Source organism: Albimonas pacifica, assembly GCF_900113695.1.
In the GTDB taxonomy this organism is placed as follows: Bacteria; Pseudomonadota; Alphaproteobacteria; order Rhodobacterales; family Rhodobacteraceae; genus Albimonas; species Albimonas pacifica.
Genome location: NZ_FOQH01000004.1, coordinates 541,368 through 568,347 on the forward strand (window position 1 = coordinate 541,368; position 26,980 = coordinate 568,347).

A 26,980-nucleotide genomic window follows, 5' to 3' on the forward strand; every position below is an offset into this window, starting at 1 on the left:
AATGCCCCCCGTCGGTCCGCGGCGACCCGCGGCGCCCGGCGCCCTGCAGCCTCATCGTTTGGGAGGAACGAGCGTGCGTTTCGCAGTCCCCGTCGCCACCGCCGCGGTCCTGGGCCTCCAGGCCCTCGCCGCCGCCCCCGCCGTCGCCGCCGAGGAGCTGAAGTTCGCCAACTTCATGCCCGCCGGCCATCCCTACGTCGCCTCGACCTTCCAGCCCTTCGCCGACGCCGTCGCCGAGGCCACCGGCGGCGAGGTCACCGTCACGCTCTACAACGGCGGCGAACTGGGCGGCGGCCCGGTCGAGCAGTATTCCCGCGTCGTCGACGGCGTGACCGAGCTCGCCATCGGCCTGCCGGGCTACACCGCCTCCAGCTTTCCGCTGACGCTGACCACCGAGCTGCCGGGCCTGATCGAGGAGAAGACCGGCACCGAGGAGATCTGGTCGAACATCGACCTGTTCCTGCCCGAGTATCGCCGCGTGGTCCTCGTGGCGCTGTGGTCGTCGGCCGAGAACGTGCTCTACACCCGCGACAAGGCCGTCCACAGCCCCGACGACATCAAGGGCCTGAAGATCCGCGTCCCCTCCCGCAACGCCGGCCTGCTGGTCGAGGCCTGGGGCGGGGTCCCCGTCTCGATGCCGGTGCCGGAGATCTACAACGCGATGCAGACCGGCGTGATCGACGGCGCGATGATCGACGGCACCGCCACCAAGGCCTTCAAGCTGGGCGAGGTCGCGAACTTCCTGACCGTGGGCATGGAGACCACCAACTCGCCCTTCTTCATCCTGATGAACCGCGACGTGGCCGACGAGCTCTCGGGCGAGCAGCTCGAGGCGATCGAGGCGGCCGGCAAGCAGGCCTCGCTGAACGGCTCGGCCATGCAGCAGAAGGTCGCCGCCGACGGGATCGAGAGCTTCGCCGCCATGGAGGGCAAGACCCTGATCCGGCTCAGCGACGCGGAGGCCGCGAAGTTCGACGCGCTGGCCGAAGGGATGATGGAGACGCTCGTGGCCGGCATGGACGCGAAGCAGAAAGCCGTCGTCGACGCGCTGAAGGCGAACTGAGGGCCATGGCCCCCGGATCTTCGGACAGGAACGTCGCCCGGTCGAACTGGTTCGACCGGGCGACGCTCGGCCTCGCCTGGGTCGGCGTGGGCTGCATGCTGTTCCTCGCCGCGGTGATCTTCGTCAGCGTGGTGATGCGCTACCTGCTGGACGCGCCGATGCTGGGGGCGAACGAGATCATCCAGCTGACCGCCGTGGCGCTGGTGATGGCGGGCCTGCCCTGGTGCACCGCGCAGGGCGCCCATGTCGGCGTCGACGTCTTCGACCGCGCGCTGGGGCGCGCAGGGCGGATGTTCGGAGACCTGCTCTGCGCCGCGCTGGCGATCGTCGTGCTGGGGATGCTGGCGCGCCGGGCGGTCTGGAAGGCGCTGGACGCCCTGGAGTTCGAGGACGCCACCAACATGCTGGGCCTGCCGATCTGGCCGTTCTACGCGGTGCTGGCGGCGGGCGCCGCGCTGTCCGCGCTGGCCTTCGCGATGCGGGCCTGGGCGCTGATTTCGGGGAAGGTCGAGCCATGACGCCTGTCGCCGCAGGCCTGTGGGGCATCGCCGCCCTCTTCGCGCTGATGGCGCTGCGCACGCCGGTCGCCTTCGCGATGCTGTTCGTGGGCTTCTTCGGCATGTGGGCGCTGGAGGGCGAGCGCGCCGCCACCGCCCTGATCCTGACCGAGAGCTATTCCGCGGTCTCCGGCTACACCCTGGTCGTGGTCCCGATGTTCGTGCTGCTGGGCAACGTGGCCTCGGCCGCGGGCTTCTCCCGCGGGCTCTACGACGCGGCCAACGCCTGGGTGGGGCGGTTCCGCGGGGGGCTGGCCTCGGCGTCGGTGATCGGCTGCGCGGCGTTCTCGGCGGTGTCGGGATCGTCGGTGGCCACGGCCGTCACCCTGGGGAAGGTGGCGCTGCCGGAGATGCGGCGGCTGGGCTACGGGGATGGGCTCGCCACCGGGGCCGTGGCGGCGGGAGGGACGCTGGGGTTCCTGATCCCGCCGTCCACCGGCTTCGTCCTCTACGCGATCCTGACCGAGGAATCGATCGGCCGCCTGTTCATGGCCGGCATCCTGCCGGGCCTGCTGATGTCCGCGCTGTTCATCGCCGCCGTCTGGCTGGTGGTGCTGCGCCGGCCCGAGATCGGCCCGCGGGGCGAGGCGGCCTCGTTCGCCGAGCGCCTGCGGCTGCTGGCCCGCGCCGCGCCGCTGCTGGCGATCATCGTGATCTCGATCGGGGGCATCTACATCGGCGCCTTCACGCCGGTCGAGGCCTCGGGCATCGGCGCGGTCCTGGTGATCGCGCTGGCCTTCGCGAGCCGGGCGATGAGCGGGGCGGCGTTCCGGGCCGCGCTGCTCGACACGCTGAAGACCTCGGCGATGCTCTACATGATCGTGATCGGGGCGAACGTGCTGAACCCGTTCCTGGCCGTCACCCGCATCCCCGCCACGCTGGGCGAGGGGCTGGGCGGCCTCGGGCTGGGGCCCTACGGCATGCTCGCCGTCATCATCCTGGCCTACGTGGTGATGGGGATGTTCATGGACGGGCTGTCGATGCTGGTGATCTCGATCCCCATCGTCTACCCGATGATCGTCGGCGCCGGCTTCGACCCGATCTGGTTCGGCGTGGTGGCCGTGATCGTGATCGAGATGGGCATGATCACCCCGCCGGTGGGACTGAACGTCTTCGTGGTCCGAGGGGTCGCGGGCGACGTGCCCCTGACCACGATCTTCCGGGGGATCATGCCGTTCCTCGCCGCGATGCTCCTGACGCTGCTGCTGATCATCGCTTTCCCCGACATCGCGCTGCTGATCCCGAACTCGATGTTCGACTGATCCCGCGCGGGGCGCGAAACGCAAAGGGCGGGTCCGAGGACCCGCCCTTCTTCGTTCCGCCCTGCACCACGCCCGGCCCGAGAGCCGGCGCCGGCGATCAGCCGAGATGCCCGCGCAGGAACGCCAGGCTGCGCTCATGCGCCAGCGCCGCGGCGTCGGGCGCGTAGCTGGGCCGGGCGTCGTTGGCGAAGGCGTGGCCGGCCTCGTACATGTGGATCTCCCACTCCGGCAGGGCGGCCTTGGCCTCCTCCAGCATCGCGGGGGGGACATGGTCGTCGGTCGTGCCGAAATGGCCCAGCATCGGGGCCTTCAGCGGCGCGTCGAGATACTGGGGAAGGCGGGTGCCGTAGAAGGCGATCCCCCCGGCCACGTCCAGCTTCTGCGCGGCGCGCAGCGCGAGGCCCCCGCCCCAGCAGAAGCCCATCACGGCCGTCTTCAGACCGCGCGCCGACAGCGCCTGCACGGCGGCGTCCATGTCGAGCATGGTCTTGTCGAGATCCGCGGCCAGCATCAGGTCGCGCCCGATCGGGCCCTTGTCGAAGGGCACCACCGTGCCCGGCGCCTGGCGGTCGAACAGGGCGGGGATCGCCACGACGTAGCCTTCGGCCGCGTATTTCGCGGCGACGCCCTTCAGCTGGTCGGTGACCCCGAAGATCTCCTGCAGGATCACCAGCCCGCCGCGCGGGGCGCCCGCGGGCTCCTCGATCCAGCAGTCCAGGACCTGGCCGTCGGCGGCGGTCAGTTTCGTCATCATCTCGGGTCGCTCCGATGCGTATCGATGAGGGGAAAACGCGACGGGGGCCCCGCCCTGCGGGACCCCCGGGTCAGGCGGCGATCACTCCCCGACGGGGATGCCGGCCTCCTCGTAGTAGCGCAGCGCGCCGGGGTGGTAGGGCATGGCGTTGGCCGGGGCCATCGCCTGCGCATCGGCCAGCCCGAAGGCGCCGAAGCTGGCCTTCAGGTCGTCCTTGTGCTCGGCGATCGCCTTGGTCATCGCGTAGACCAGGTCCTCGTCCACATCGGCGTTGACCATCAGCACCCAGGGGATCGAGACGATGTTCGCCGGCTTCTTCAGCCCGGGGATCGAGTCGTTGGCCTTCATCGCGATGATCGCGCCCTCGGGCAGGAACGCCTTGAAGGCCTTCACCCCCTCCGGGCTGTCGTCGAGCGAGATGTACTGGAGGCCGCCGCGGTCCTGCAGCTTGACCTCGGCCTCCTTGCCCGCGCCGGCGTTCAGCGACACCAGCGCCACGTCCACCAGCCCGTCGCCCAGCGCGTTGATGCCGGCCACGAAGCTTGCGACCGGGACCTGCTGGAAGTCGGAATACTCCATCCCGCCGTTCTTCAGCGAGCCCTCGATGTAGTAGGGGATGATGGTCGACGAGGTGTATTCCGAGGCGATCTTCAGATCGCCCGCCTTCGCCTTCAGGTCGGCGACGGTGTCCAGCCCCAGGTCCGCCGGCGCCATGATGCCGGTCCGCAGCGGGAACATCACGCCCACCAGGCGGATGTCGGGATGTTCGCGGTCGTAGTTTCCGGTCCCCTTGAAGGCGAACGAGGCCTCGACCGCGTTGGAGAAGCCGAAGTCGACCTCGCCCGCGTTCAGCAGGGGCATGTAGCCGACATAGGGCTGGGTGCGGGCGTTGATGCCGGCCTCGTTCGCCACCTTGGCGACCGCCTGGCCGGAGTTGTAGGCCAGCGAGCCCTGGGCCCCGGTGGCGATGGTCACCACCTGGGCCGAGGCCGCGCCGGCCGCGACGCTCAGGGTCAGGCCGGCCGCCATCCCCAGGATGCGGCGGGTCGGGTCGAGTTTCATGGTCGTGTCCTCCCTTTCTTTTTCAGGATCGGCGCCTCCCCGCGCCGAGGTCTCTCGGTGGTCAGGCGGTCCTCCGCCGTCGGGCCGTCACGGTCAGGCCGCCCAGCGCCAGCACGCTCGCGGCGGCGGCGGCGGCGTGCACCAGGTCGGAGATCGGCAGGAAGCCCAGCGGCAGGGACAGCGCGCCCAAGACCAGCAGCAGGCCGCGCAGGGCCGGGTTCAGCCGTCGCCCGGCGAAGCCGACCACCGCGGCGGTCACCGCCAGGATGCCGGCGGCGGCCAGGCAGAAGACCAGCAGGCTCTCGGTCCAGGTCCCCTCCATCAGCAGGGCGGGCGAGGCGACGAAGACGAAGGGCAGGATGAAGCTGGCCCAGCCGATGCGCATCGCCGCGACGCCGGTGGCCAGCGGGTCGGCCTTGGTGATCGTGGCCGCCGCGAAGGCCGCCAGCGCGACCGGGGGCGTGATCATCGACATCATCCCGAAGTAGAGGATGAAGAGATGCGCCGCGATCGGCGTTACCCCCGCTTCGACCAGCGAGGGCGCGACCAGGGCCGCCAGCAGCACGTAGACGCCCGAGGTCGGCATCCCCATGCCCAGCACGATGCAGATGATCGCCGAGATGCCCAGCAGCAGGATCACGTTCGAGCCCACCGCGTCGACCAGCGCCAGCGTCAGCGCGAAGCCGAGGCCGGTGACGTTCAGCACCCCGATGACGAAGCCGGCGGCGGCCACCACCAGGATCAGGTTGACCATCTGCACGCCGGTGTCGACGAAGACCCGGCCCAGCGCGGGCAGGGTCAGGCGCTCGCCCCGGTAGCCGCGCAGGAAGCCCACCGCGACGATCGCCACCGAGGACAGGAGCGCGCTGTCCTCGGGGTCCATGCGCCACCAGAACAGGGCGACCAGCAGCAGGCCGAAGGGGATCGCGAAGTGCCAGCCGTCGGCGAGCACCTGGCGGGCCGAGCGGCCTTCGACCCCGCCGCCCTGGATGCCGTCGCGTCCGGCGATCAGGTCGACCTGCACGAAGACCGAGACGTAGTAGAGGATCGCCGGCAGCAGCGCCGCGGCGGCGACGGCGAGGTAGTTCACCTCCAGGAACTCGGCCATCAGGAAGGCGGCCGCGCCCATGATCGGCGGCGTCAGCTGGCCGCCGGTCGAGGCCACCGCCTCGATCGCGCCCGCATCCTTGTCCCGGTAGCCGGCGCGCTGCATCAGCGGGATGGTGACGATCCCGGTCGTGACCACGTTCGACACCGCCGAGCCGGAGATCGAGCCGAACAGCGCCGAGCCCATCACCGCGATCTTCGCGGGCCCCCCGCGCGAGCGCCCGGTCGCCGCCATGGCGAGGTCGGTGAAGAACGCCCCGCCGCCCGCCGCGAACAGCAGCTGGCCGAAGAACACGAACAGCAGCACCACGATCGTGCCCACCGCCAGCGGGGTCGAGAACACGGCGTTCGGGTCGAAGCCCACGTATTCCACCAGGCGCTGGGGCGACATCTCCTTGCCCGCCAGGCGGCCCGGGACCAGGTCGGCGAACAGCGCGTAGACCAGGAAGGCCGCGACGATGCCGAACAGCATCCAGCCGGCGCGGCGGCGCACGCCCTCCATCACCGCGACGGTGACCACGGCGCCGATGACGGTGATCTGCCAGGGGCGGTAGAACTGCTCCTTCAGCAGCCACTTGAAGTCCGCCGCCGCGTAGATGAGGACCGCGAAGGCGGCGAGCGCCAGCGCGCCGTCGATCCAGCCCACGCGGGTCTTGGCCTCGCCCTTCGGGCCGTAGAGCAGGAAGGCCATGGCCAGCGCCAGGGCCAGCTGGAAGGCCATGTATTGCTGGGTCAGGATGGCGACGCCCAGGCGGGTGGGCGCCTCGAGGTTCCAGGCGATGTTGGCCACGCACATCAGCGTCGCCATCGCCGCCACGGCCATGCCGCGCGGCGTGAACCCGGGGATGCCGCCGCCTTCGCTCATCGCCCGCCCTCCGCGGTTTCCCCGGGCCAGTAGAGGCGCATGGGATTGTCCACCAGCAGCTTGCGCTGCAGCTCCGCCGTGGGCGCGATGCGCGGGATCACGTCGACCAGCGCGCCGTCGTCGGGCATGTGGCTGCGCATGTTGGGATGCGGCCAGTCCGTGCCCCACAGCACCCGGTCGGGAAAGCGCTCGACCAGCGTCCGGCCGAAGGGGACCACGTCGTCGTAGGGCGGACCGGCGACGGTCAGCCGCTCGGGGCAGGAGACCTTGATCCAGGCGTCGGGCCGGCCCTCCATGAAGGCGAGCACCCGGGCGAAGCTCGGGCCGCCGACCCCCTCGGCCACGTCGGGGCGGCCCATGTGGTCGACCACCAGCACGCCGGGGATCTTCGACAGGAACGGCTCCAGGTCGGCGAGCTCGTGGGCCTCGAAATAGACCACCACGTGCCAGCCCAGCGCTTCGATCCGTTCGGCCGTGCGGGCGTAGCGCTCCAGCGGGGCGTTCCCCACCAGCCGCTTGAGGAAATTGAAGCGCACGCCGCGGACGCCGGCGGCGTGCAGCGCCTCCAGCTCGGCGTCGGCGACGTCCATGTCCACGATCGCGACGCCGCGGGCGCGGCCGGGGCCGGCGTCCAGCAGGGCGTCGACCATGGCGGCGTTGTCCTTGCCGTGGCAGGTCGCCTGCACGATGACGTTGCGCGCGAAGCCCAGGTGGTCGCGCAGGGCGAACAGCCGCTCCTTCGGGGCGTCGACGGGGGTGTACTTGCGCTCCGGCGCGAAGGGGAATTTCGCGGCCGGGCCGAAGATGTGGCAATGCGCGTCGACCGCGCCGACGGGGGGGCGGAACTCCGGAACCTTCGGGGCCGGGTGGAATTCGAGGTGGTCTTCGCTCATGCGCTGTCCGCGCGGCGCAACCCTGCGCCGGACCTCGCGGGCCCGGCGGCGGACGCCGCGGCGTCGCCTCCCTGTCTGAGTTCTTCTCGTTGAAGGAAGGCTAGAAAGCGCATCGACATTTTGCAAATTGATGTTGTTTCTGATCTACATCATTCCGGTGAATGTTGGCGCCAGGAGGGAGCCATGCTGAAGACCTTCGACATGAACCTGTTCCTGGTCTTCCACGTGTTGATGGAGGAGCGCAGCGTCACCCGCGCCGGCGACCGCCTGGGACGCACGCAGTCCGCGATCTCGAACGCGCTCAAGCGCCTGCGCCTGCGCTTCGACGATCCGCTGTTCGTGCGGACCCCCGACGGCCTCGCCCCCACGCCCCGCGCCGAGGAGCTGCATCGCGACGTCGAGCGCCTGATCGGCTTCGGCGAGACCTGCCTGGAGCGCGCCTCCGAGTTCGATCCGATGACCTCGACCCGGGTGTTCCGGCTGGGCGCGCCCGACCGGCTGGGCCTGCCGGTGTTCCTGCCCTTCCTCGAGACCATGCGCCGCCTCGCGCCCGGGCTCGAGTTCGACATCCGCGCCACCGACCAGGACCACGCCCTGCGGCTGGTCGAGAGCCAGGAGATCGACGCCGCCCTGGGCACCTTCGCCAGCCTGCCCTCGGTGGTGAACCGGCGCGGTCTCTACGAGGAGAAGCTGGTCTGCCTGGTCCGACCCGGCCATCCAGTGACCCAGCCGCCGCAGCCGGTCGACCTGCACCGGCTCCTGGACTTCCACCACGTCGTCGTGCGTTCAGGCGGCGCGCGCATCGCGGTGTTCGACGCCAACCTCGAGCGCCTGGGACTGGAGCGCAAGCTGGCCGCGGCGCTGGGCAGCTTCACGCTGGTTCCCAGCCTGCTGCGCGACAGCGACCTGGTCGGGGTCTTCACCATGCGCACGGCGACCTACATGGCGGAGAATTACGGCCTGGTGACGCTGCCCCTGCCCATCGAGATCGAACCGATCCCGCATGGGTTGATCTGGCACCGGCGCATGGACGCCGATCGGGGGCATGCGTGGGTGCGCGAACAGCTGCTGGCCCATTGCGCCGGCCCCTCGATCGACCCGGTCGAGCCGCCGACCGGATCGCCGCGCGCCCGTCGCCTCGACCCCGCATGACGCCTCGTCGTCGCGTGACCGAAAAAGCTCCGTCGCTGGAGCCTGCCGCCGCCCGGCCGCCCTGGCGCAGCTCGATATGCCCGCCGCGGCCATGTTTCCAGTCCGCGACTGGCGCGTATGAGGCGGGTTTGACCCGAGAGTGGCGCGGCACGCCTGCTGGAACCGGCTGACGAAGCTGCGCTCCCGGCCGGTGAAGATCGCCTCCGCCGTGGTCATCGCTCGGCGGGCGATTGTGCTCCTGCAAGGCGGCCGATCCGCTTCGTCGCCGTCGATCCCGCGTCCGCAGGACTCGCCGAAGACGGCGAACACCTTGTCGCGGGCGTCGAGCGCAATCCGCCTCGCATCTGGCGGGGCTGGGCCGCTCGAGCGTCACCTGGCCGTGGCGGAGCCGGACATGTCCGACCTCAACCGTGTCGCGGCGCCCTCGATCAGCGCGCACGCGCGGCGCCAGTCGGCTGCGCAGCCGCGCACGGCGTCGCCGCCGCCGTCACGACCGAGCCCGTGCAGCTCCGCGAAGATCCGCGTCCGCGTCCGCCGCTCACGGTTCGGCCGCACCGCATTCGCGGCGGCGAGGATGGCCGTATCGCCCCACCGGGGGCCGATCTTCGGATGGGGCTCGAAGCTCTGCTCCAGAGCGAACCCCGTTTCGTCCGAGCGGATCGCCTCGCGCACTGGCTTCCGGGACGCCCGCGGCGCCCGGAACATCGCCTCGAACCATGTCCCTGGACGAACGACGCGCCTGTCTCCGCCACCAGGATCCAGACGCCGGCCCCGAGCGATCGCGAAGGCATTCTGGAGCCTAGTTCCGGGGGGGCGACGGGACGCCGATCAGAGTGGATTGCACCGAACGGATCGCCTCCGTCGCCAAGCTCAAGTCGCAGCGTGACATCCTGAAAACGGGTCGCCATTGGCGCGCCATGGGTCCGCGCGGCAATGGCGACGCGGTCTTCGCGCGGGAAACGACATGCCGTTCGTCTTCATCGCGAGCCGAACCCCTCCGTCACGACATCGACTCGGATGTCTCATGGGCGCTGGCGACGGACAGCATCCAGATCGCGGCCCCCGGCGGGGCGACGGCCATGCGGGGACGACGTCCGCCCCCGTGGGCTCCGCGCGAGGCGTCGCCCGGGACCTGCGCCGCCGCAAGAGCATGGGCGACGTCGTCCCGCCCGGCGCGACGCCGACCGAGATGCCGGCGGCGGCGCTCGGCGTGGATGGCCCGCCGGCTGCGGGTCCCGACCTGCATCCATCCGCCGGAGTCGACGCTGGGGGCGTCTCCGCGCGCGTGCGCCGCGTGGCCTGGCCCGACGGCGGCCATGTCGCCGGCCGCGCGATCGACATGGCGGTCGGACTGAACGCATGGCGTGACGGCCGGGCGCGCTCGCCCATCTGCGAGCCTGCCGAAGGATCCGGTGGACTCGCCGGGGCGATACGACGATGCGCGAGGCAGGACCCGAGCGCGCAGGCCGAACAACGCGCTACGGCCTCCTGGACACGACCTCGGCGATCGTCGCGCCTATGGACGCGATCGCCGCGTTGCGCGCGTCCATCGAGGCGTCGGTCTCCGTGATGAAGACGACGGCGATCAGCGGGGCGCGGTTCGGCGGCCACAGGACCGCGACGATGCCGCGCGTGCCGTGCCCGCCCGCTCCGGTCCGATCCCCGACGCGCCAGTCGGCGGGCAAGCCGGCCCTCAGCAGCGGTCCGCCGACCTCGTTGCCGACGAGCCATTCGACGAGCTGCGCGCGCGAACCGTCCGAAAGGGCGTCGCCCAGGACGAGGGTCTCGAAGGTCGCCGCCATCGCCGCCGGCGTGCTGGTGTCGCGCGGATCGCCCGGCGCGCCCTCGTTGAGGCTCGGTTCGCGGCGGTCGAGGCGGGTGACGTCGTCGCCCAGCCCACGGGCGAGGCGTGCGACGGCAGGCGGACCGCCGAGAGCGTCGATGATCATGTTCGCGGCCGTGTTGTCGCTGGTGCTCATCGTGGCCTCGCACAGGGCATGAAGGCTCATCTCGCCCCCCACCCGACGCTCGGTGACCGGCGCGTAGCTCAGGAGGTCGCTCTGCCGGATCGCGACGGTCCGCCGGGGGTCGATCGCGCCGGCATCCGCGCGCGACAGCAACGCGGCGCAGGCGAGAACCTTGAACGTGCTTGCCATCGGAAACCGTTCGTCGGCGCGATGCTCCCAGCGATCGCCGCGGCCCGTGTCGTGGATCGACAGCCCGACGCGGGCGCCGAGATCGGCCTCGATCCGGCGGACCGTGTCGAGGATCGGATCGCCCTCGGCATGCGCGAGGTCGGCGGAGGCGAGCGCGAACAGCATGAAAAGCGCGGTGAGGATCTTCATCTTGCGTCCTGACTTGAGATGCGGGCCTGGCGCGGCCAACCGACCGCGAGGCCGGTCCAGCGGGCGGCGAACGTCCACATGTCGGCGTAGAGGGCGATGGTCCTGTCATGGGGCAGGCCCGCTCCGTGACCGGCGCGGCTCTCGACGCGGACGAGGCGAGGCTTCGGACCAAGGTCGCTCGCCTGCAGCGCCGCGACATACTTGAACGTGTGCCCGGGGACGACGCGGTCGTCGCCGTCGGCGGTGGTCGCCAGGATCGCCGGATAGTCCGCGCCCGGGCGGATGTTGTGGTAGGGCGAGTAGCTGAGGAGGCTGGCGAAGTGCCTCTCCTCTTCGGGACTGCCGAAATCGCCGGCCCACAGCATCCCGCCGGTGAAGCGGTGATAACGCAGCATGTCCATGACGCCGACTCCGGGCAGCGCCGCCGCGAAGAGGTCCGGCCGCTGGTTGACGACGGCGCCGACGAGGAGACCGCCGTTGGACTCGCCGTGGATCGCGAGCCCGTCCTGCGGGGCGATCCCCTCGGCCTTGAGGAACTCGGCGGCGGCGATGAAGTCGTCGAACGCGTTCTGGCGGTTCTCGAACTGCCCCGCCCGATGCCAGGCCCGGCCATACTCGCCGCCGCCGCGGATGTTGGCGGTGGCGACGGCGCCGCCCTGTTCGATCCACGCCATGTGCGCGGGGTTGTAGACCGGGATCATGCTGATCCCGAAGCCGCCGTAGCCGGTGAGCAGGGTCGGCGTCGGGCCCGTCGCGTCCCGCCGCCGGACGATGAAGACCGGCACGCGGGCGCCGTCCTTCGACGTGACGAAGCGCTGCTCGACCGCGATCCGCTCGCGGTCGACGCGCAGCTCCGGCTCGGCCCAGATCTCGAGCCTGTCGGCGGCCACATCGTAGCGGCAGACCGTGATCGGGGTGTCGAAGCTCGAAAACAGGAAGAAGGCATGGGTGTCGGCGGCCCGGCCCTGGAAGCCGCCGGCGCTGCCGATGCCGGGCAGCTGCACCACGCCGTCAGGCGTTCCGTCGGGCGCGAAGCGGCGCAGCTCCGTTTGGGCGTCGACGAGGCAGGTCGCCAGGATGCGGCCCCCGATGAGCGCCGCGCTGGTGAGGACGGCCGCATCCTCGGCGACGATCTGCCTGGGGCTCGGCTGCGGATCGTCGAGGTCGAGCGTGACGATCCGGCGACGCTCGGCCGCGTCGCTGGTCACGAGAAGGAGCCGCGCTCCCTCGCTGCCGATCACCGACCACTCGGCATCGAACCCTGTCACGACAGGGCGCACGATCCAGTCGGGATCCGTGAGGTCCACCACGGCGAGCGCGTTCACGCCGGGCCCCGGCGTGGTCGTGATGACGAGGAATCGCCCGTCGTCGGTCCGGTCGGCGAGATTGAGCGCGAAGGGGTGCTCGGCATCCGCGTGGACGAGGCGATCCGCGGACTGGTCGGCGCCGAGGCGATGGAACCAGACCGCGTGACCGGAAAGGCCGGCCGGGTCGGCCGCTCCGCCGGCGGGTTCGGGGTAGCGCGAATAGAAGAAGCCGGAACCGTCCGCCGCCCAGGCGATCAGGGTGAAGCGCGCCCACCGGACCTCGTCGGCCAGCACGGCGCCGTCGCAGACGTCGACGACCCTGATCGTCCGCCAGTCCGTTCCGCTGTCCTGGACCCCGAGGGCGACGAAGCGACCGTCATCCGATGGGGCCCATTCGCCGAGCGCGACGGACCCGTCGTCGGACCAGCGGTTCGGGTCGAACAGGGTTCGGTCACGCCCGCCCTCCCTCACGATCAGCGACGGCTGGTCGTCCGCCCCGGACCGGCGCGTGAAGAAGAGGCGATCTCCGCGCCCGATCGGGGCGCCGAGCTGTTCAAAGTCGAGCGCCGCGGCGAGACGCTCGGCGAAAACCGCGCGGCCGGGCAAGGCCGCGAGGCAGGCTTCGGTCACGGCGTTCTGCGCCGCGATCCAGTCTGCGACCCGCGGATCATCGCGCATGTCGCTCTCGAGCCAGCGGTATGGGTCGCTGACCCGGCGCCCGAAATGCTCCTCGACGACGTCGATCGCCTCGGTGACGGGATAGGTGGGGGATGGCATCGGGCGCGATCAGCCCGGGACGCGGGCGACGACCTTGATCTCGAAGTCGAAACCGGCGAGCCAGGTCACGCCGATCGCCGTCCAGTTGGGAAACGGCGCCTCGGGGAAGTGCCGATCCTTGGCCGCGAGGAACGTCTCGAACTGAGTTTCGGGGTCGGTGTGGAACGAGGTCACGTCGACGACGTCGTCGAGGCTGCAGCCTCCCGCCTCGAGCACGGCCTTCAGGTTGGCGAAGGCCTGCTCGACCTGGTCCGTGTAGTCGGGCTCGGGCGACCCGTCCTCGCGGCTGCCGACCTGCCCGGAGACGAACAGGAGGTCGCCGGACCGGATCGCGGCGGAGTAGCGGTGCTTCTCGTAGACCGCGGTGCGGGCCGCGGGGAAGATGGCCTGGTTGGCGCTCATGGAGGCCTTCCTTTGCGTCGGTCGGCCGGTCCCGGCGTGGGGGGCTCCGGCCTCCGTGGAGGCTTCGTCGGTCGATACGGCAGCGTTCCGACCATATGGGATCGCCCTGGGCGGAACGCAAGCGTCTCGGCGAGACGGGCGCCGGGGCGTCGGCGGGAGCGCGCTCACACCTCGAACGTCCCCTCGAACATCGCCGCGCACCGTCCCCCGACCGTTGCGCGGGTCGTGGACCCGTCGCGGAACGCCCGGGCGACGAGTCGGCTCGGCCGGCCCATGTCCTCGCCCTGCGAGGCGTGAACGGCGACGTCGCGTCCGGCGAGTTCGGCGATCAGTCCGGCCACGGCGGCGGTGGCGCTGCCGGTCGCCGGATCCTCGACAAGGCGCGGCGTGAACATGCGGGCGTGGATGGCGACGGCCGCCTCGCCCGGCGCCGCGTCGTCGCGCACGTAGGCATAGACGGATCGCGCGCCATCGAGCGGCAGCAGGGCGTCGCCGGCCTGTCGGCTTGCGCGCCGAAGCGCCTCGCGCGACTGCAGTTCGACCACGAGGAAGGCGAGGCCGACCGAAGCGACCTGCGGCTGATGACGGTCGGTGCGCACGTCGGCGGCATCAAGGCCGAGAAGGCGGGCCGCAGCGCCTGCGCCTGCCGTCGCGCCCCGCGACAGCGGCTGCGGAGAAAGAAGCTCGGCCCCGCAGACCCGGTCGCCGTCTTTGGCGAGCGTGATCTCGACGGGGCCGGCCAGCTCCTCGAACACGAAGCGGCCGGGAACCTCCGCCCCCGCGGCCGCCATCGAGCGCGCGAGGAGGAACGCGGTCCCGATGTTGGGATGCCCCGCGAACGGGATTTCGCGGTCGGGGGTGAAGATGCGCAGCCGGGCGGTGTTGCGGGCGTCCGCCGGCGGGAGCAGGAACGTGCTTTCGATATAGTTGAACTCGACCGCCAGGGCCTGCATCTCGTCGGTGCTCAGTCCCTCGGCGTCGAAGACCGTCGCGACCGGGTTCCCTCCGAGCGGCGCGTCGGTGAAGACATCGGCGGTGGCGTAACGTCGGATCATCGGGGTCTCCTTCCGATGGGCGGCGCGCCGCGGCGGCGCGGCGGGATCTGCCGGGCGGCGCGCTGCGAAAGCCGGGAACGACGCTCAGGCATTGCCGGCGACCGGCGCGGGCGACGGCGCGCGCGGCCCGAGGAGCCCGCAGGCGAGCGCGAGCCCGAGCGCCGCGAAGGACAGGACCGCGCCCGCCCAGTTCGGCGCGGCGAAACCGTAGCCCTGCGCGATGACCGCGCCGCCCAACCCCGCGCCGATCGCATTGCCGAGGTTGAACAGCCCGATGTTGACGGAAGCCGCGAGGTTCGGGGCGCCGGCGGCCCTGGCGCTGTCGGTCACCAGCTTCTGGATCGGCGCGACGGTGGCGAAGCCGAAGGCGGACATCAGGAAGATCGCGATCGCCGAGGCGATCTGGCTCTCGGCAAGCGCGTAGAAGGCCAGGAGCACGATCCCCTGCGCGCTCAGCGTCACGTAGAGCAGCGGCATCAGCGCCCTGTCCGCGAACCGCCCGCCGAGCACGTTGCCGACGAAGAGGCCCAGGCCGAAGAGGGACAGGAGCCACGTCACCGCGCCCTCGTCGAAGCCGGCGACCTCGGTCGCCATCGGCGCGACATAGGTGATGGAGGTGAAGAAGGCGGCCGGGCCGAGGATGGTGATCCCCATCGCGAGAAGGCAGCGCAGGTCGGCGAAGGCCGCGAGCTCCTCGCCCAGCCGCGGCGGGACCTGCCGCTTCGTGCGGGGCACCCAGGCGACCACGCCGACGATGGCGACGACCCCGACCGCGGCGATCGCCGCGAAGGTCGCGCGCCACGACGCCGTCTGCGCGAGCCAGGTCCCGGCCGGTATCCCGATCAGCGTCGCGACGGTGAGGCCCATGAACATGAAGGCGATGGCGCTGGTTCGGCGCTGCGGCGCGACGAGGTCCGCCGCCATCAGCGACCCTATGCCGAAGAAGGCGCCGTGCGTCAGCGAGGTGATCACCCGTCCGGCGATCGCGACGGCGTAGGTCGGCGCGATCGCCGTGACGATGTTGCCGACGATGAAGAGCACGAGCAGACCCGTCAGCATCGTCTTGCGGGGAAGCCGCGCCCCCAGGATGATGGTGATCGGCGCGCCGACGAAGACGCCGAGCGCATAGCTCGTCGCCATGTGCCCGGCGACGGGTATCGTGATGTCGAAGGTCTCGGCGACCTCGGGAAGCAGACCCGAGACGACGAATTCGGTGGTTCCGATTCCGAACGCTGCGATGGCGAGCGCCCACAGGGCGAGAGGCATGTCTGACACCTGTCTTGTTGTGCTGTGCGGGGAGCCGCCGCGCATCGGGCCGATGGGCAGGCGCGCTCCACTTGATGCTTTGGCACATAGGTGCTGATGTGAATTGCCAGGTAGTGGGGCGTCGGGACCGACAGCTTTGCGTTGGAAGCACGAATGAAGCGCGACAGGATCGACCAGACAGGCGAGATGACCGCCTTCGTCGCGGCCGCGCAGGAGGGGAGCCTGTCGGCCGCGGCGCGTCGGCTCGACCTGACGCCGTCGGCCGTCAGCCGGATCGTCCAGCGGCTGGAGGCGCGGCTCGGCGTGCAGCTCGTCGTCCGCACGACCCGCCGCTTTCGCCTGACGGCCGAGGGGGTGGCCTATGCGCGTTCGGCCCGGCGCATTCTCGCCGACATCGCGGAGGTGGAGCGTTCGGTCGCCGACCAGGGATCCCCGCGCGGACGGGTGCGGATCACGATGCCCGCGGCCTACGCCCGGCTGGTCCTGCTGCCGCTGCTGGCGGAATTCGTGACGCTTTATCCCGAGATCTCGCTCGACCTCGACGTCGGCGACGAGCTTGCCGACGTCATGGGGGGCGAGGTGGACGTCGCGATCCGGTCCGGGCCGCTCGCCGACAGTCCGCTGACCGCGCGGCGCCTGTGCGAGACCGGGCGGTCGGTGGTCGCGTCTCCGGCGTATCTCGCGCGGGTGGGCGCGCCGGCGGCGCCGGCCGACCTCGCCCGGCACAACTGTCTCGACTTCGGCTTCCGGCGCGCCGAGGCGGGATGGCCGTTTCGCGAAGGCGAGCGCACCGTCGTCCGCCAGGTCGGCGGCACGATGACCGCCAACAGCGGCGAGACCCTCGTGCAGCTCGCGCTCGGCGGCCACGGCATCACGCGGGTCGCCGACTTCCACGTCGCCGAGCACCTCGCGAGCGGTCGGCTGACGACCCTGCTCGACGACTTCAATCCCCGCGACCGGGAGCCGCTTCACGCCGTGTATATCGGCGGCGCGATGATGCCGGCGCGCAACCGTGCGCTTGTCGATTTCCTTGCAGAGCGGATGTCCAGGCGGCGCGCGCAAGGCGCGTTCGACGGCTGATCCCCGATGCCGCCGCCAGAGGCGCTGGGCCGCGTTCAAGGCGCGGCCCGCGCCGATCCGGCCCCGGCGACGCCTGCCGCAGGAGGCGCCATGGCGCCGGCACGTCGCGCCGCCTCGGCGACGCCGGCGAGCGCGTCTCGCGGGCTCATCGCCGTCGGGCGGAGGCTCGCGATGAGATGATGGACGCCGAGGTCCCGCTGCTCCTCGATGATCTCGGCCAGACCCTGGGGACCGGTGCGGTAGCCGAGTTCGACCGGCGTCGCGGGGCCGCCGTCGTCGGTAAGCTCGATCTGGATGGCGACGCCGAAGGCGCGGAAGGCATCCGGCGCGTGCCGCCCCACGGCCGACCTCCAGGTGGCGTGCCGCTCGCGCTGGCGGGCAGGTTCGCGATGATAGGTGAACCAGCCGCTGGCGTTCCGGGCGATCCAGTCGACGGTCTGTCCGCCGGACCCGATCGCGTAGAGCGGCGGCGGCGCGAAGGGCGCCGGCCGCAGCTCGAAGTCGCCCCCCGGCATCGAGAGGGCGCCCGGAGCGCGGAGCGCCGCTTCGAGCACGGCCCACCGCTCGCGGAACGTGGCTCCGCGGCGCTCGTGGCTCTCGCCGAAGGCGCCGAATTCCTGCGGCCGGTCCCCGGCGCCGAGACCCAGAAGCAGGCGATCGCCGGAGAGCGCCTGGAGCGACGCCGCGGCTTTCGCCACATGCAGCGGGTGGCGCAGCGGCAGCACCGTGGCGGCGGTGCCGAGCGCGATCCGGCGGGTCCGCGCCGCGACGGCGCCGAGGGCGACGAACGGGTCGAGATGACCGAACGTCTCCGGATACCAGGCGCCGTTGAGCGGCACGTCCCGGACCCACCAGGCGGCGAACCCGAGCGCGTCGGCCTCTGCGGCCAGGCCGACCTGTTGGGCATGGTCGATCTCCGCCCCGCCCGAGGGGCGGACGGGCGCGACGATGCCGACCGACAGGTCGCGGTCGCGGAAAGTCAGGCTGGGCGAGGCGCTTGCCGACATGGGAGAGCCGTCCTTCGTTGCGGGTCCGGGGGTCACGCCGACGGGCCTCAGATCTGGGCCGATCCGCCATCGACGAAGACTTCGCCGCCGGTCATGAAGCTGCTGTCGTCCGAGGCGAGGAACAGCGCCGCCGCCGCCGTCTCTTCAGGACGCCCGACGCGCCCGAGCGGAATCTGCGCGGCGAAATCGGCGAGCAGCGCCTCCTCCTCGCCGGGCGCAGCCAGGCCCTTCAGTCCGGGCGTTTCGGTCGAGCCGGGCGAGAGCACGTTGACCCGGATGCCGGTTCCTTTCAGATCCAGCGCCCAGGACCGCGCGAAGTTGCGGACCGCCGCCTTGGTCGCGCTGTAGACGCTGAACGCGGCCGTCCCCGTCGAGCCCGTGGTCGAGCCCGTGAGGATGATGGACCCGCCGGCCTGCATCAGCGGCAGCGCCTTCTGCACCGTGAACAGCGTTCCCTTCACGTTGACCCCGAAGGTCAGGTCGAAGGTCGCTTCGTCGATGGCGCCGAGCGGCTCGATCTTTCCAAGGCCCGCGTTGGCGAAGAGCACGTCCACGCGCCCGCTCGTCTCGCGCACGGCCGCGAACAGCCGGTCGAGATCGCCCGGGCGCGACACGTCCCCCTGGATTGCGGTCACGCCGGCGCCGATCGCCTCGACCGCCCTGTCCAGCTCCTCCTGGCGGCGACCGGTGATGAACACCTTGGCGCCTTCCGTCACGAACCGCCTTGCCGTCGCCAGCCCGATGCCGCTGCTGCCGCCGGTTATGACGGCCACTTTTCCTCTAAGCCTGGCCATGTCGTCCTCCTGGCATTGCTGTCTCGCTCCGAGATGGGAGGTTGCTTTCCTGGGTTCCAGTATGCACCTTCTGGTAAGTGCCTAGCGGAGCCCCAGACCATGACCCGCCCCTCCTTCACCTGCGGACTGGACGCCGCGCTCGCCGTCATCGGCGGCAAATGGAAGCCGTTGATCCTCTTCCATCTCGCTCACGAAACCCGGCGTTACGGGGAGTTGAGGCGCGCCATCGGCAAGGTCAGCGACAAGGTGCTTATCCAGCAGCTCAAGGAACTGGAGGCCGACGGGATCGTCGACCGGCGGGATTTCCAGGAGATCCCCCCGAAGGTCGAGTATTCGCTGACCCGCTTCGGCGGGACGCTCGCGGAGGCGCTCGGCCCGCTCTGCGCCTGGGGAACGGACCACATGACCGAGGTCGAAAGGCTGATGTCGCGACGCGAGGCGCCCGGCCCCGGGACGGCGGCCTGAGGACAGGGCCGACGGCGGCTGGCGCCTCAGAACATGCCGTTGGGGTTGGCCGACGTTTCCGGCATCGCCTGCAGCACGTCCCAGTGTTCGACGATCCTGCCCTGCGCATCGAGCCTGAAGATGTCGATCCCGGCGTAGTCCCGGCTCCCAGGCCAGTGCTGGAAGCAGTGCAGGACCACGAGGTCTCCCTCCGCAACGGCGCGTTTCACCTCGACCCGCTTGCCGGGCCACTCGCGCGCCATGCGCTCGAAATAGGCGATGAATCCGGCCCTGCCCGTCTCGACATGCGGGTTATGCTGGATGTAATCGTCGCCGGCGTATCTTTCGATCGCCTCGCGCGGGCGGCAGGCGTTGAACATCAGCTCGTAGAAGGCGATCACGTTCGCCTTGTTCCGTGCGGGATCGGGCATCTCGGTCTCCGGTCATGCGCAAGGGTCAGGGCCGCATGACGACGCGGCCGAACGGGCGTCCCCGTTCGGCATGGTCGTGCGCCTCGGCCGCCGCCTCGAGGGCGAACTCGCGGTCGATCGCCACGTCGAGCACGCCGTCGGCGACGTCGGCGAGCATGCGGTCCACCGTTGCGGCGACCTCCGGGCGGGTGAAAAGCGGCCCCATGAAGACGCCGAGGAGCGACTGATTGGCGGCCATGGCGGGCCACAGGTCCGGGTTCGACGTCCCGCCGCCGGCGTTGCCGACGAAGACCAGCCGCCCCTCCGGCCGGAGCGCGCGAAGCGAGGTCTGCAACGTCGCGCCCACGGGATCGACGACGAGATCGGCGCCCTTGCCGCCCGTCGCGGCGGCGACCGCGGCGACGACGTCCTCGCTGCGGCGGTCGACGACGTGATCGGCCCCGAGCGCGGTCAGCTTCGCCAGCCGCTCGGCGCCGCTGGCGACGGCGACGACGGTCGCTCCGGCCCGCCTGGCGAGCTGGATCGCCGCGGTCCCGACGCCGCCTGCGCCGGCCTGGACCAGAACCGTCTCCCCGGCCTTCAGCGCGCCACGGGCGAAGAGGCAGTGGTGGGCGGTCCCGAACGAGATCGGCAGCGCCGAGGCCCGCGCGAAGTCGAGACCGTCCGGAATGCGCCAGGTCTGCGCCTCCGGGACGGCGCGCAAGGCGGCGTGCGATCCCTCGTCCGCGAAGACCGTCACCCTGTCGCCGACGGCGCGCCTCGTCGCCGCCGATCCGACGGCGACGACGGTTCCCGCCGACGCATAACCGACGACGTAGCCCCGCCGCGGCGGCGTCGTCGTCCGCCGCCGGATGAGGTCGCCGCCCTCGATCGAGATCGCGGCGACGTCGATCAGGACCTCGTCCGGGCCGGGCGCGGGGTCGGCGATCTCGGCGCTGCGCAGAACGGCGGGCGGGCCGAAATCGTCGTAGACGGCCGCTTTCACGAGAGCCTCCGATCGGTGTCGCGTCGCGCGGTGCGAAGGTCACGCATCCGCGGCCGCGCCTTTGAGCGCGCTGTTCACCGCATCCGCGCCACCGGTCGCGGACAGCACGACGAGCGGGTTCCAATAGTCGCGATAGCGCGAGATCAGCCCGTCTCTCAGGTCGACGACCGAGACGTAGGTCTGGTCGTAGCGCGCCCCGGTCGCGGTGGCGTGAGCCTTGCCGGTGAACTCGAGCACGCCGCTGCGCCGGTCGGTCGCAAGGAACGCGCGATCGAGCGTGAGCGACTCGATCGTGAAAAGCTCGCCGACTTTCGGCAGGTAAGCGGCCAGGGCCGCCTTGCCGTCGATGACCTCGATGCCGTCCGGAAGGGCGAAGGGGAACTCGAACGACACATCGTCGGTCATCATCTCGAGCAACGTCTCCGCGTCCGGCGCCAGCGCGTCGCCGAGGCCCTCGCGCAGCAGAGCCGACAGGCTGGGGAACTGGTCTTGCGTCGAGGTCATGCGGGTTTCCTTTTTCTGGATGGAACGTTACCGTTCCGCGTCACATGGGGCCGCTTGGATGGAACGCAAGAGTATCGACGGCAAGGAGCGGCGAACGCCCAGCGGCGCCGCGGTCATCCGTCCCGATCTGACCGAGGCGCTGTTCCGCGCCCTGTTCGAGGAGTGGGCGGATGTCGGCTACGCGGCCATCAGCCTCGAGCGCGTGGCGGCGCGGGCCGGCGCCGGCAAGGCGGCGATCTACCGGCGCTGGCCGGGAAAGCTCCAGTTCGCATCCGACGCGATCGAGCGCGTCGGGGTCGATCTGGGCGAGTTTTCCGATCATGGGTCGCTGGAAGCGGACATCATCGCCTACCTTGCGAAGACGCGGCGCGCCCTGCGTCACCCGCTGGTGCGGCGCATCGTGCCGGACCTCGCCGCCGAACGCGCGCGGTCCGGCGACCTCGCCGCGGCGCTCGACCGCGTCGCCGCGGCGCGACGCGCGCTCGGCGAGGCGCTGCTCGACCGCGCCGTGGCGCGGGGCGAGATCTCGGCCGGGATCGATCGCGAGCTCGCGCTCGATTTCATCCCCTCGCCGCTCTACTGGCGCATGATCGTGCGCGGCAGGCCGGCCGGGCGGGCGGACATCGCGCGGCACGCGGCTGCGCTCGTCGCGGCGCTGAAGGCCTGTTGAGCCGCGGCCCACCGGGCTTCATCCGCCGTCCGCGAGGAGATGCTCGAGCCGCAGCGGCAGGCTGCGCAGGCGCGTCCCGGTCGCATGGTGGACGGCGTTCGCCACGGCCGCCGCGGCGCCGACGGTTCCGAGCTCGCCCACGCCTTTCACGCCGGCCGCGTTGACGCGTCGGTCCTCCTCCGGGACGAGGATCGCCTCGACCTCGCCGATGTCGGCGTTCACCGGAACCAGGTAGTCGGCCAGGTTCGCGTTCATGTAGCTGCCGTTGCGGCCGTCGATCTCCGTTGCGTCGTGCAAGGCCGAGGCGAGGCCCCAGATCATTCCGCCGACGAGCTGGGAATGGACCATGCGCGGGTTGATGATGCGCCCTGCCGCGAAGGCCCCGACCGCGCGGGGCACGCGAATCTCGCGGGTGCGCGAATGCACGCGGACCTCGACGAAATGGGCGCCGAAGGCGAACTGCACCCGATCCGGCAGATGAACGCCGCCCGCCGGGAAGGCGGCCCCGCGGGAGAGGGCGCCGATGGTCTCGGGGGTGACGCCGTGCGGACGCGTCTCGGCATACTCCTCGACGGCGCCTTGTCCCGAGGCGGCCAGCGCGGCCAGCGCATCGGAGGCCGGCGCGCCGTCCGAGCCGAGGCGCCGCAGGATGGCGTCGCAGGCCGCCATCACCGCCGGAGCGAGACTGGCGGCGCCGACCGAGCCGCCCGTCACCGGGGCCGGCGGCAGGTCGGTGTCGCCGAGCGACACCGTGACGGCCTCGATCGGCACGCCCAAGCGCTCCGCGGCGACCTGCGCCATCATCGTGTAGTTTCCCTGACCCAGTTCGTGGGTCGCGCTCGCCACGTGGACGCGTCCGTCGGCCGACAGGCGCACCCGCGCCGCGGCGTCGGCGGCGTAGGTGGGATAGAAGGCGGCCGCGCAGCCCCAGCCGACCAGCCAGTCGCCGTCCCTCATCGAGCCGGGTTCCGGCGTGCGGTCGCGCCATCCGAACGCGTCGCTCGCCGCGTCGAAGCAGGGCATCAGCGAGCGGCTCGTGTAGGGCCTGCCGCCGAAGGGCTCGACCTCGGTGTCGTTGACCCGCCGCAGCTCGACGGGATCCATGTTCAGGGCATGGGCGAGCTCGTCGAGCGCGCTCTCCAGCGCGAACGGATAGGGCATCTCGGCCGGCGCGCGCATGAAGCCGGGCGTGGAGCGGTCCGCGCGGACGACGTTCACCCGGCGATGGATGTTGGGGCAGGCGTAGAGCCGCGTCGTCATCTCCGAGCCGCCGAAGGCCAGCACGTCCGCCCGCGAGGTCAGCTCCCACCCCTCCTGGGCATGCGCCAGAAGCCTGCCGTTGCGGCTTGCCGCCAGGCGGACGTCGTGCCGGGTCTCCGCGCGATAGGTCGACAGGGTGAAGCCCTGCTCGCGCGTCGCGACCAGCTTGACCGGCCGGCCCAGCCTTCTCGCGGCGATGGCGATCAGCGCCGTGCGCTGCGTCAGGAAGCCCTTCCCGCCGAAGCCGCCGCCGACATAGGGGCTGACGACGCGGATGCGCGCCGGGTCGATGCCAAGCTGCTGCGCCAGGCCATGCTTGACGTTGTTCACGTACTGGCTCGGCTCGTAGACCGTCAGCCGGTCGCCGTCCCATCGGCACTGGGTTGCGAGCAGCTCCATGGCGTTGTGGTGCTGCGGCGGCGTCGTGTATCGCGCCTCGATCCTCACCGGCGCATCCGCGAAGGCGGCGGCGAAGTCGCCGACGCTCTCCTCCAGGGACTCGAGCGGCAGCGTCTCGGCCGCATCCGCGTCGATGTCGGCGGCGGGCGGCTTCACGTCGCGATAGGCGACCGTGATCAGGCCGGCCGCCTCGCGCGCGATCTCCTCGCGCTCGGCGAGGACGAGCGCGATCGGCTGGCCCCAGTGGGCGACGTCGGCGGTCGCCATCGGCCGCAGCGTATCGGCGACGTAACCGCCTTCGAAGACGAAGGGGACGGGACGGACCTCGTCGGCAAGCTCCTCGAAGGTCAGAATGTCGATGACGCCCGGAAGGGCGGCGGCTTCGGCGCGATCGAAGGCGGCGATGGCGCCGCGTCCGATCCGGCTCGTGAGAAGGAAGGCGTAGGCGGTCCCGGCAAGCCGCATGTCGGCGGCGAAGCTCGCCCGGCCGGTGACCTTCTCGCGCGCCTCGTGGCGGGGGAAGGGCCGCCCGCCCGCGCCGGACGCCTGCGGAAAGAGAGCGTCAGCCATGGTCGACCTCCATCGCGGCTGCGGCGAGAAGCGCCCGGACGATCGTCCGCCGACCAAGCTCGATCTTGAACGCGTTGTGGGATTGCGCCACGGCCCCCGCGAAGGCGGCGCGGCCGGCCTCCGCGGCGCGCGCCTCGGTGAGAACCGCGCCGCGCAGCGTCTCTTCGGCCGTCGTGGCGCGCCAGGGGCGCGTGGCGACCCCGCCGAGGGCGATGCGCGCTTCGCCGACGACGCCGTCTTCGATGTCCAGAGCGACCGCGGCGGAGGTGACCGCGAACTCATAGGACTGCCGATCGCGTATCTTGAGGTAGAGCGAGCGACGGGCCCATCGCGCGGCCGGCACGACGAACTCCGTGACGATCTCCCCCGGCTTCAGCGTCGTCTCGAGATGCGGGGCGCCTTTCGGGTCGCGGTGCAGGTCCGAGAACGCGATCGAGCGCGCGCCCTCCGGGCCGACGAGGCGGACGGTGGCGTCGAGCGCGATCAGGGCCTGGGCGAAGTCGCCCGGATAGGCGGCGATGCAGTCCGCGCCGGCGCCGAGCACCGCATGCTGGCGGTTCGCCCCTCCGACCGCCGCGCAGCCGCTGCCCGGGCGGCGCTTGTTGCAGGCCGCCCACGACGGATCGCGGAAATAGGCGCAACGGGTGCGTTGCAGGACGTTGCCGCCGAGGGTCGCCATGTTCCGCAGCTGCGCGCTGGCGGCCAGCGACAGGCTCTGGGCGATGACCGGGGCGCGTTCGCGGACGTCGGGGTGATCGGCGGCGGCGGCCATCGACGCGAAGGCGCCGAGCCGCAAAGCGTCTCCGTCGACCCGGATCGTCCCGTGCTCCGAGGCGAGGGCGCGAAGATCGATCAACCGCGTCGGCCCGATCACGTCGAGCTTCATCAGGTCGAGAAGCGTCGTCCCCCCGGCCAGATATGCGGTCGCCGAGGGGTCGTCGGAGGCGTCCCTGCCGGCCCTCAGCGCGCCGGCGACGTTCGTCGCCTTCAAGTACTGGAAGGGGCGCATCGCTTATCCCTCCATCCTGGCGCGCGCGTCGGCGACGGCGGCGACGATGTTGGGATACGCCGCGCACCGGCAGATGTTGCCGCTCATGTACTCGCGGATGTCGTCCGCCGTTTCGGCGTGGCCTTCCTGCACGCAGCCGATGGCGGACAGGATCTGCCCCGGCGTGCAGTAGCCGCATTGCAGGGCGTCGTGGTCGATGAACGCCTGCTGCATGGGGTGCAGCGTCCCATCCGCTGCGGCGAGGCCCTCGACGGTGACGACCTCGCGGCCCTCGGCTGCGGCGGCGAGCGTCAGGCACGAGAGTTCGCGGCGCCCGTCGATCAGGACGGTGCAGGCGCCGCACTGTCCATGATCGCACCCCTTCTTGACCCCGGTGAGGCCGATCTCTTCGCGCAGGCCGTCGAGCAGCGTCTTGCGCGGGTCGAGATCGAGTCGGTGCGTCCGGCCGTTCACCGTCAGGCTGATCGCCATCGTCGGCATCGCCCCGGGCGTTACGGCGGGCGGGGCGCCGGTCTCGGCGGCCTCGGCCGGTCCGATCCGGCCCATCATCGGCGCGGCGCCGCTCAACGCGGTGCTGATGAGGAAGCGCCGCCGCCCCGGAGAGGTCGGCTCGCGGGATCCTGTTCCATCGTTCATCGATCAGCCTCGCATCTCGCGGTCGCGACGGCGCGTCCGGCAGAACGGTCGCCGCGGTCGACATCGCCAGTAGCCTTGCGGCGCGTGGGCCGCAGCGGGGGGCGGCCGGCGGTCAGCCTGCCGGCGGAACGGCCGCGCCCGACTCTTTGTGTATCGAGCAATACAAAAAAGTAGAGGCGCCGAACCGCCCCGTCAACGAATTATCTGTCGATCGCCACAGAAAATCCGACGGGGCGGTCCTCCGCCGAGGCGGCGCCTTCGCTCAACGGTTCTCGACGCCGTCGATGAAGCCCAGGATCAGCCGGGTCACCTCGTCCGGGGCTTCCTCGGCGACGTAGTGGCCGCTCTCCTGAAGGTGGACCAGTTCCGGATCGACGTGACGCTTTTCCATGAAGTCGGCCAGAATGACGTGGCCAAGGCCGCCGATGCCAAGGGTCGGGCCCTCGATCCGCTCGGGGTATGCGGCGTTGTCCACGAGATCCTGCGGGTACGCCTTGTACCAGCCGTTGCCGCCGCGGATGCCGCCGGCCGAGTTGTAGGCGTTGGCGTAGACGGCCCGATCGCGCGTCGTGATCGCGTCGCTGTCGTAAAGAAGGTTGTCCCAGAACCACTCCTGGTAGATGTGAGCCCTCCCCTCGATCAGCTTCTCCGGCATTCCGTTCACCTGGTGAAAGGCGAACCACCACAGGAAGAAGGTGTCGGCGAAATCGCCCGAGGAACCCGGTTCGGGAAGGAGCTTCAGGTCCTTGATGCTCGCGGGCAGGCCGGCCACGTCGAGATACGTCGTCGACCATGCGGCCTCGGGATGGTTGGCCGCGAACGCGTAGGCGACATGCGAACCGATGTCGTGCCCGACGATGTGCGCCTTCTCGTAGCCGAGGGCGTGGATCAGCTCCTGGATGTCGCGCGCCATCGTCTTCTTGTCGTACCCGCCTTCGGGCTTCTCCGAGGCGCCCATGCCGCGGATGTCGACGGCGACGACATGGTGCTTCTGCGCGAGCGCCGGCATGATCTTGTGGAATGCCCACCACGTCTGCGGCCAGCCGGGCATCAGGATGATCGGCGTGCCTTCGCCGCCTTCCACATAGTGCAGGCGGACGCCGTTCACCTCCGCGAAGCCGCGCTCGAAGCCGGCGAGCTCGCTGACCAGGGTCTCATCGGAGACGTCGATGCCCTGGTACGGATTCTCGGGTTCCGCCGCCGGCGTCGGCATCGCGAACGCCAGGGAAAGGACCGCCGCGGCGATCGTGGACCTCATCGGCATCATGGGAGCTCCGTTCATTGCGGGTCGTCTGGAGAGGAGGGCCCGACGGGCGGAGACGCT

The 26,980-nt window shown here is 71.1% G+C and carries 26 protein-coding genes; 7 read left to right on the forward strand and 19 right to left on the reverse strand.

What is annotated here, in order from left to right; genetic code table 11:
* Positions 1–73: 73 nt before the first annotated feature.
* From BM064_RS10840 to BM064_RS10850, 3 genes are read left to right on the forward strand one after another with little or no spacing between them, the layout of a single operon-like run.
* Positions 74–1,063 carry a TRAP transporter substrate-binding protein gene (locus BM064_RS10840; RefSeq protein WP_245779121.1) on the forward strand — a complete coding sequence of 330 codons (990 nt, stop codon included), beginning with the start codon at positions 74–76 and terminating at the stop codon, positions 1,061–1,063.
* A 5-nt stretch (positions 1,064–1,068) separates the two neighbouring features.
* Positions 1,069–1,581, forward strand: a complete 513-nt coding sequence (locus tag BM064_RS10845; RefSeq protein ID WP_092859770.1) for a TRAP transporter small permease — start codon at positions 1,069–1,071, stop codon at positions 1,579–1,581.
* The gene (locus BM064_RS10850) at positions 1,578–2,882 is read left to right on the forward strand and encodes a TRAP transporter large permease (protein WP_092859771.1); all 1,305 of its coding nucleotides are present in this window, start codon (positions 1,578–1,580) and stop codon (positions 2,880–2,882) included. Before BM064_RS10845 ends, BM064_RS10850 begins: the two co-directional genes overlap by 4 nt.
* A gap of 97 nt (positions 2,883–2,979) precedes the next feature.
* On the opposite strand, the gene BM064_RS10855 is transcribed toward BM064_RS10850, so the two are convergent.
* From BM064_RS10855 to BM064_RS10870, 4 genes are all read right to left on the reverse strand, one after another.
* Entirely contained in the window at positions 2,980–3,636 is a 657-nt protein-coding gene (locus tag BM064_RS10855; RefSeq protein ID WP_092859772.1) for a dienelactone hydrolase family protein, read from the reverse strand.
* An 81-nt stretch (positions 3,637–3,717) separates the two neighbouring features.
* Positions 3,718–4,698, reverse strand: a complete 981-nt coding sequence (locus BM064_RS10860; protein WP_092859773.1) for a TAXI family TRAP transporter solute-binding subunit — start codon at positions 4,696–4,698, stop codon at positions 3,718–3,720.
* 61 nt (positions 4,699–4,759) lie between these two features.
* On the reverse strand, positions 4,760–6,670 hold the full coding sequence (locus BM064_RS10865) for a TRAP transporter permease (protein WP_092859774.1): 1,911 nt from the start codon (positions 6,668–6,670) through the stop codon (positions 4,760–4,762).
* Positions 6,667–7,563: an amidohydrolase family protein gene (locus BM064_RS10870; protein WP_092859775.1), complete on the reverse strand. Its 897-nt coding sequence runs from the start codon at positions 7,561–7,563 to the stop codon at positions 6,667–6,669. The genes BM064_RS10865 and BM064_RS10870 overlap by 4 nt, the downstream gene beginning before the upstream one ends.
* A 183-nt stretch (positions 7,564–7,746) precedes the next feature.
* Here BM064_RS10870 and BM064_RS10875 point away from each other — a divergent pair, with 183 nt between their 5' ends.
* Positions 7,747–8,715 (forward strand): LysR family transcriptional regulator, encoded by a 969-nt coding sequence (locus tag BM064_RS10875; protein ID WP_092859776.1) that lies wholly within the window; start codon positions 7,747–7,749, stop codon positions 8,713–8,715.
* A gap of 369 nt (positions 8,716–9,084) precedes the next feature.
* Here the strand turns inward: BM064_RS10875 and BM064_RS10880 are convergent, their stop codons facing one another.
* The 6 genes from BM064_RS10880 to BM064_RS10910 form a co-directional block, all read right to left on the reverse strand.
* Positions 9,085–9,387, reverse strand: coding sequence for a hypothetical protein (locus tag BM064_RS10880; RefSeq protein ID WP_143103305.1), 303 nt, complete (start codon positions 9,385–9,387; stop codon positions 9,085–9,087).
* Between the two features lie 806 nt (positions 9,388–10,193).
* A complete protein-coding gene (gene bla, locus BM064_RS10890) occupies positions 10,194–11,060 on the reverse strand; it encodes a class A beta-lactamase (protein WP_218161006.1) in 867 nt (288 codons plus the stop codon).
* Entirely contained in the window at positions 11,057–13,144 is a 2,088-nt protein-coding gene (locus BM064_RS10895; protein WP_092859779.1) for a prolyl oligopeptidase family serine peptidase, read from the reverse strand. The genes bla and BM064_RS10895 overlap by 4 nt, the downstream gene beginning before the upstream one ends.
* Before the next feature lie 9 nt (positions 13,145–13,153).
* Positions 13,154–13,546 (reverse strand): RidA family protein, encoded by a 393-nt coding sequence (locus BM064_RS10900; RefSeq protein WP_092859780.1) that lies wholly within the window; start codon positions 13,544–13,546, stop codon positions 13,154–13,156.
* 164 nt (positions 13,547–13,710) lie between these two features.
* Complete coding sequence (locus BM064_RS10905; protein WP_092859781.1) at positions 13,711–14,601, reverse strand: PhzF family phenazine biosynthesis protein; 891 nt, start codon at positions 14,599–14,601, stop codon at positions 13,711–13,713.
* Positions 14,602–14,685: 84 nt separating this feature from the next.
* Positions 14,686–15,912, reverse strand: coding sequence for an MFS transporter (locus BM064_RS10910; RefSeq protein WP_245779122.1), 1,227 nt, complete (start codon positions 15,910–15,912; stop codon positions 14,686–14,688).
* A gap of 108 nt (positions 15,913–16,020) precedes the next feature.
* On the opposite strand from BM064_RS10910, the gene BM064_RS10915 reads away from it, so the two are divergent.
* Positions 16,021–16,947 (forward strand): LysR family transcriptional regulator, encoded by a 927-nt coding sequence (locus tag BM064_RS10915; protein WP_092859783.1) that lies wholly within the window; start codon positions 16,021–16,023, stop codon positions 16,945–16,947.
* A 35-nt stretch (positions 16,948–16,982) separates the two neighbouring features.
* Here BM064_RS10915 and BM064_RS10920 read toward each other — a convergent pair whose 3' ends face one another.
* Both BM064_RS10920 and BM064_RS10925 read right to left on the reverse strand, forming a co-directional pair.
* Positions 16,983–17,954 carry an LLM class flavin-dependent oxidoreductase gene (locus BM064_RS10920; protein ID WP_092859784.1) on the reverse strand — a complete coding sequence of 324 codons (972 nt, stop codon included), beginning with the start codon at positions 17,952–17,954 and terminating at the stop codon, positions 16,983–16,985.
* 47 nt (positions 17,955–18,001) lie between these two features.
* Positions 18,002–18,748, reverse strand: a complete 747-nt coding sequence (locus BM064_RS10925) for an SDR family NAD(P)-dependent oxidoreductase (RefSeq protein ID WP_092859785.1) — start codon at positions 18,746–18,748, stop codon at positions 18,002–18,004.
* A 99-nt stretch (positions 18,749–18,847) separates the two neighbouring features.
* Between BM064_RS10925 and BM064_RS10930 the strand changes: the two genes are divergently transcribed.
* Complete coding sequence (locus tag BM064_RS10930; protein WP_092859786.1) at positions 18,848–19,213, forward strand: winged helix-turn-helix transcriptional regulator; 366 nt, start codon at positions 18,848–18,850, stop codon at positions 19,211–19,213.
* A 26-nt stretch (positions 19,214–19,239) separates the two neighbouring features.
* Here the strand turns inward: BM064_RS10930 and BM064_RS10935 are convergent, their stop codons facing one another.
* Genes BM064_RS10935 through BM064_RS10945 form a run of 3 tightly spaced genes read right to left on the reverse strand, consistent with a single transcriptional unit; the run spans position 19,240 to position 21,112 of the window.
* Complete coding sequence (locus BM064_RS10935) at positions 19,240–19,623, reverse strand: nuclear transport factor 2 family protein (RefSeq protein ID WP_092859787.1); 384 nt, start codon at positions 19,621–19,623, stop codon at positions 19,240–19,242.
* 25 nt (positions 19,624–19,648) lie between these two features.
* On the reverse strand, positions 19,649–20,608 hold the full coding sequence (locus BM064_RS10940) for a quinone oxidoreductase family protein (RefSeq protein WP_092859788.1): 960 nt from the start codon (positions 20,606–20,608) through the stop codon (positions 19,649–19,651).
* Between the two features lie 39 nt (positions 20,609–20,647).
* The gene (locus tag BM064_RS10945) at positions 20,648–21,112 is read right to left on the reverse strand and encodes a nuclear transport factor 2 family protein (RefSeq protein ID WP_092859789.1); all 465 of its coding nucleotides are present in this window, start codon (positions 21,110–21,112) and stop codon (positions 20,648–20,650) included.
* A 19-nt stretch (positions 21,113–21,131) separates the two neighbouring features.
* Here BM064_RS10945 and BM064_RS10950 point away from each other — a divergent pair, with 19 nt between their 5' ends.
* Entirely contained in the window at positions 21,132–21,782 is a 651-nt protein-coding gene (locus BM064_RS10950; protein WP_245779123.1) for a TetR-like C-terminal domain-containing protein, read from the forward strand.
* An 18-nt stretch (positions 21,783–21,800) separates the two neighbouring features.
* Here BM064_RS10950 and BM064_RS10955 read toward each other — a convergent pair whose 3' ends face one another.
* The 4 genes from BM064_RS10955 to BM064_RS10970 form a co-directional block, all read right to left on the reverse strand.
* On the reverse strand, positions 21,801–24,011 hold the full coding sequence (locus tag BM064_RS10955) for a xanthine dehydrogenase family protein molybdopterin-binding subunit (RefSeq protein ID WP_092859791.1): 2,211 nt from the start codon (positions 24,009–24,011) through the stop codon (positions 21,801–21,803).
* On the reverse strand, positions 24,004–25,020 hold the full coding sequence (locus tag BM064_RS10960) for an FAD binding domain-containing protein (RefSeq protein WP_092859792.1): 1,017 nt from the start codon (positions 25,018–25,020) through the stop codon (positions 24,004–24,006). Before BM064_RS10960 ends, BM064_RS10955 begins: the two co-directional genes overlap by 8 nt.
* 3 nt (positions 25,021–25,023) lie before the next feature.
* Positions 25,024–25,656 carry a (2Fe-2S)-binding protein gene (locus BM064_RS10965; RefSeq protein WP_092859793.1) on the reverse strand — a complete coding sequence of 211 codons (633 nt, stop codon included), beginning with the start codon at positions 25,654–25,656 and terminating at the stop codon, positions 25,024–25,026.
* A gap of 262 nt (positions 25,657–25,918) precedes the next feature.
* Positions 25,919–26,923, reverse strand: coding sequence for an alpha/beta fold hydrolase (locus BM064_RS10970; RefSeq protein WP_218161007.1), 1,005 nt, complete (start codon positions 26,921–26,923; stop codon positions 25,919–25,921).
* Positions 26,924–26,980: the final 57 nt, after the last annotated feature.

What these genes read in the sequence shown, in the direction of transcription:
- BM064_RS10845 (WP_092859770.1), top strand. Translation starts at nt 1,069, where the DNA reads ATGGCCCCCGGATCTTCGGACAGGAACGTCGCCCGGTCGAACTGGTTC.
- BM064_RS10850 (WP_092859771.1), top strand. Translation starts at nt 1,578, where the DNA reads ATGACGCCTGTCGCCGCAGGCCTGTGGGGCATCGCCGCCCTCTTCGCG.
- BM064_RS10855 (WP_092859772.1), bottom strand. Translation starts at nt 3,636, where the DNA reads ATGATGACGAAACTGACCGCCGCCGACGGCCAGGTCCTGGACTGCTGG.
- BM064_RS10860 (WP_092859773.1), bottom strand. Translation starts at nt 4,698, where the DNA reads ATGAAACTCGACCCGACCCGCCGCATCCTGGGGATGGCGGCCGGCCTG.
- BM064_RS10865 (WP_092859774.1), bottom strand. Translation starts at nt 6,670, where the DNA reads ATGAGCGAAGGCGGCGGCATCCCCGGGTTCACGCCGCGCGGCATGGCC.
- BM064_RS10870 (WP_092859775.1), bottom strand. Translation starts at nt 7,563, where the DNA reads ATGAGCGAAGACCACCTCGAATTCCACCCGGCCCCGAAGGTTCCGGAG.
- BM064_RS10875 (WP_092859776.1), top strand. Translation starts at nt 7,747, where the DNA reads ATGCTGAAGACCTTCGACATGAACCTGTTCCTGGTCTTCCACGTGTTG.
- bla (WP_218161006.1), bottom strand. Translation starts at nt 11,060, where the DNA reads ATGAAGATCCTCACCGCGCTTTTCATGCTGTTCGCGCTCGCCTCCGCC.
- BM064_RS10895 (WP_092859779.1), bottom strand. Translation starts at nt 13,144, where the DNA reads ATGCCATCCCCCACCTATCCCGTCACCGAGGCGATCGACGTCGTCGAG.
- BM064_RS10900 (WP_092859780.1), bottom strand. Translation starts at nt 13,546, where the DNA reads ATGAGCGCCAACCAGGCCATCTTCCCCGCGGCCCGCACCGCGGTCTAC.
- BM064_RS10905 (WP_092859781.1), bottom strand. Translation starts at nt 14,601, where the DNA reads ATGATCCGACGTTACGCCACCGCCGATGTCTTCACCGACGCGCCGCTC.
- BM064_RS10910 (WP_245779122.1), bottom strand. Translation starts at nt 15,912, where the DNA reads ATGCGCGGCGGCTCCCCGCACAGCACAACAAGACAGGTGTCAGACATG.
- BM064_RS10915 (WP_092859783.1), top strand. Translation starts at nt 16,021, where the DNA reads ATGAAGCGCGACAGGATCGACCAGACAGGCGAGATGACCGCCTTCGTC.
- BM064_RS10920 (WP_092859784.1), bottom strand. Translation starts at nt 17,954, where the DNA reads ATGTCGGCAAGCGCCTCGCCCAGCCTGACTTTCCGCGACCGCGACCTG.
- BM064_RS10925 (WP_092859785.1), bottom strand. Translation starts at nt 18,748, where the DNA reads ATGGCCAGGCTTAGAGGAAAAGTGGCCGTCATAACCGGCGGCAGCAGC.
- BM064_RS10930 (WP_092859786.1), top strand. Translation starts at nt 18,848, where the DNA reads ATGACCCGCCCCTCCTTCACCTGCGGACTGGACGCCGCGCTCGCCGTC.
- BM064_RS10935 (WP_092859787.1), bottom strand. Translation starts at nt 19,623, where the DNA reads ATGCCCGATCCCGCACGGAACAAGGCGAACGTGATCGCCTTCTACGAG.
- BM064_RS10945 (WP_092859789.1), bottom strand. Translation starts at nt 21,112, where the DNA reads ATGACCTCGACGCAAGACCAGTTCCCCAGCCTGTCGGCTCTGCTGCGC.
- BM064_RS10950 (WP_245779123.1), top strand. Translation starts at nt 21,132, where the DNA reads ATGGAACGTTACCGTTCCGCGTCACATGGGGCCGCTTGGATGGAACGC.
- BM064_RS10955 (WP_092859791.1), bottom strand. Translation starts at nt 24,011, where the DNA reads ATGGCTGACGCTCTCTTTCCGCAGGCGTCCGGCGCGGGCGGGCGGCCC.
- BM064_RS10960 (WP_092859792.1), bottom strand. Translation starts at nt 25,020, where the DNA reads ATGCGCCCCTTCCAGTACTTGAAGGCGACGAACGTCGCCGGCGCGCTG.
- BM064_RS10965 (WP_092859793.1), bottom strand. Translation starts at nt 25,656, where the DNA reads ATGAACGATGGAACAGGATCCCGCGAGCCGACCTCTCCGGGGCGGCGG.
- BM064_RS10970 (WP_218161007.1), bottom strand. Translation starts at nt 26,923, where the DNA reads ATGATGCCGATGAGGTCCACGATCGCCGCGGCGGTCCTTTCCCTGGCG.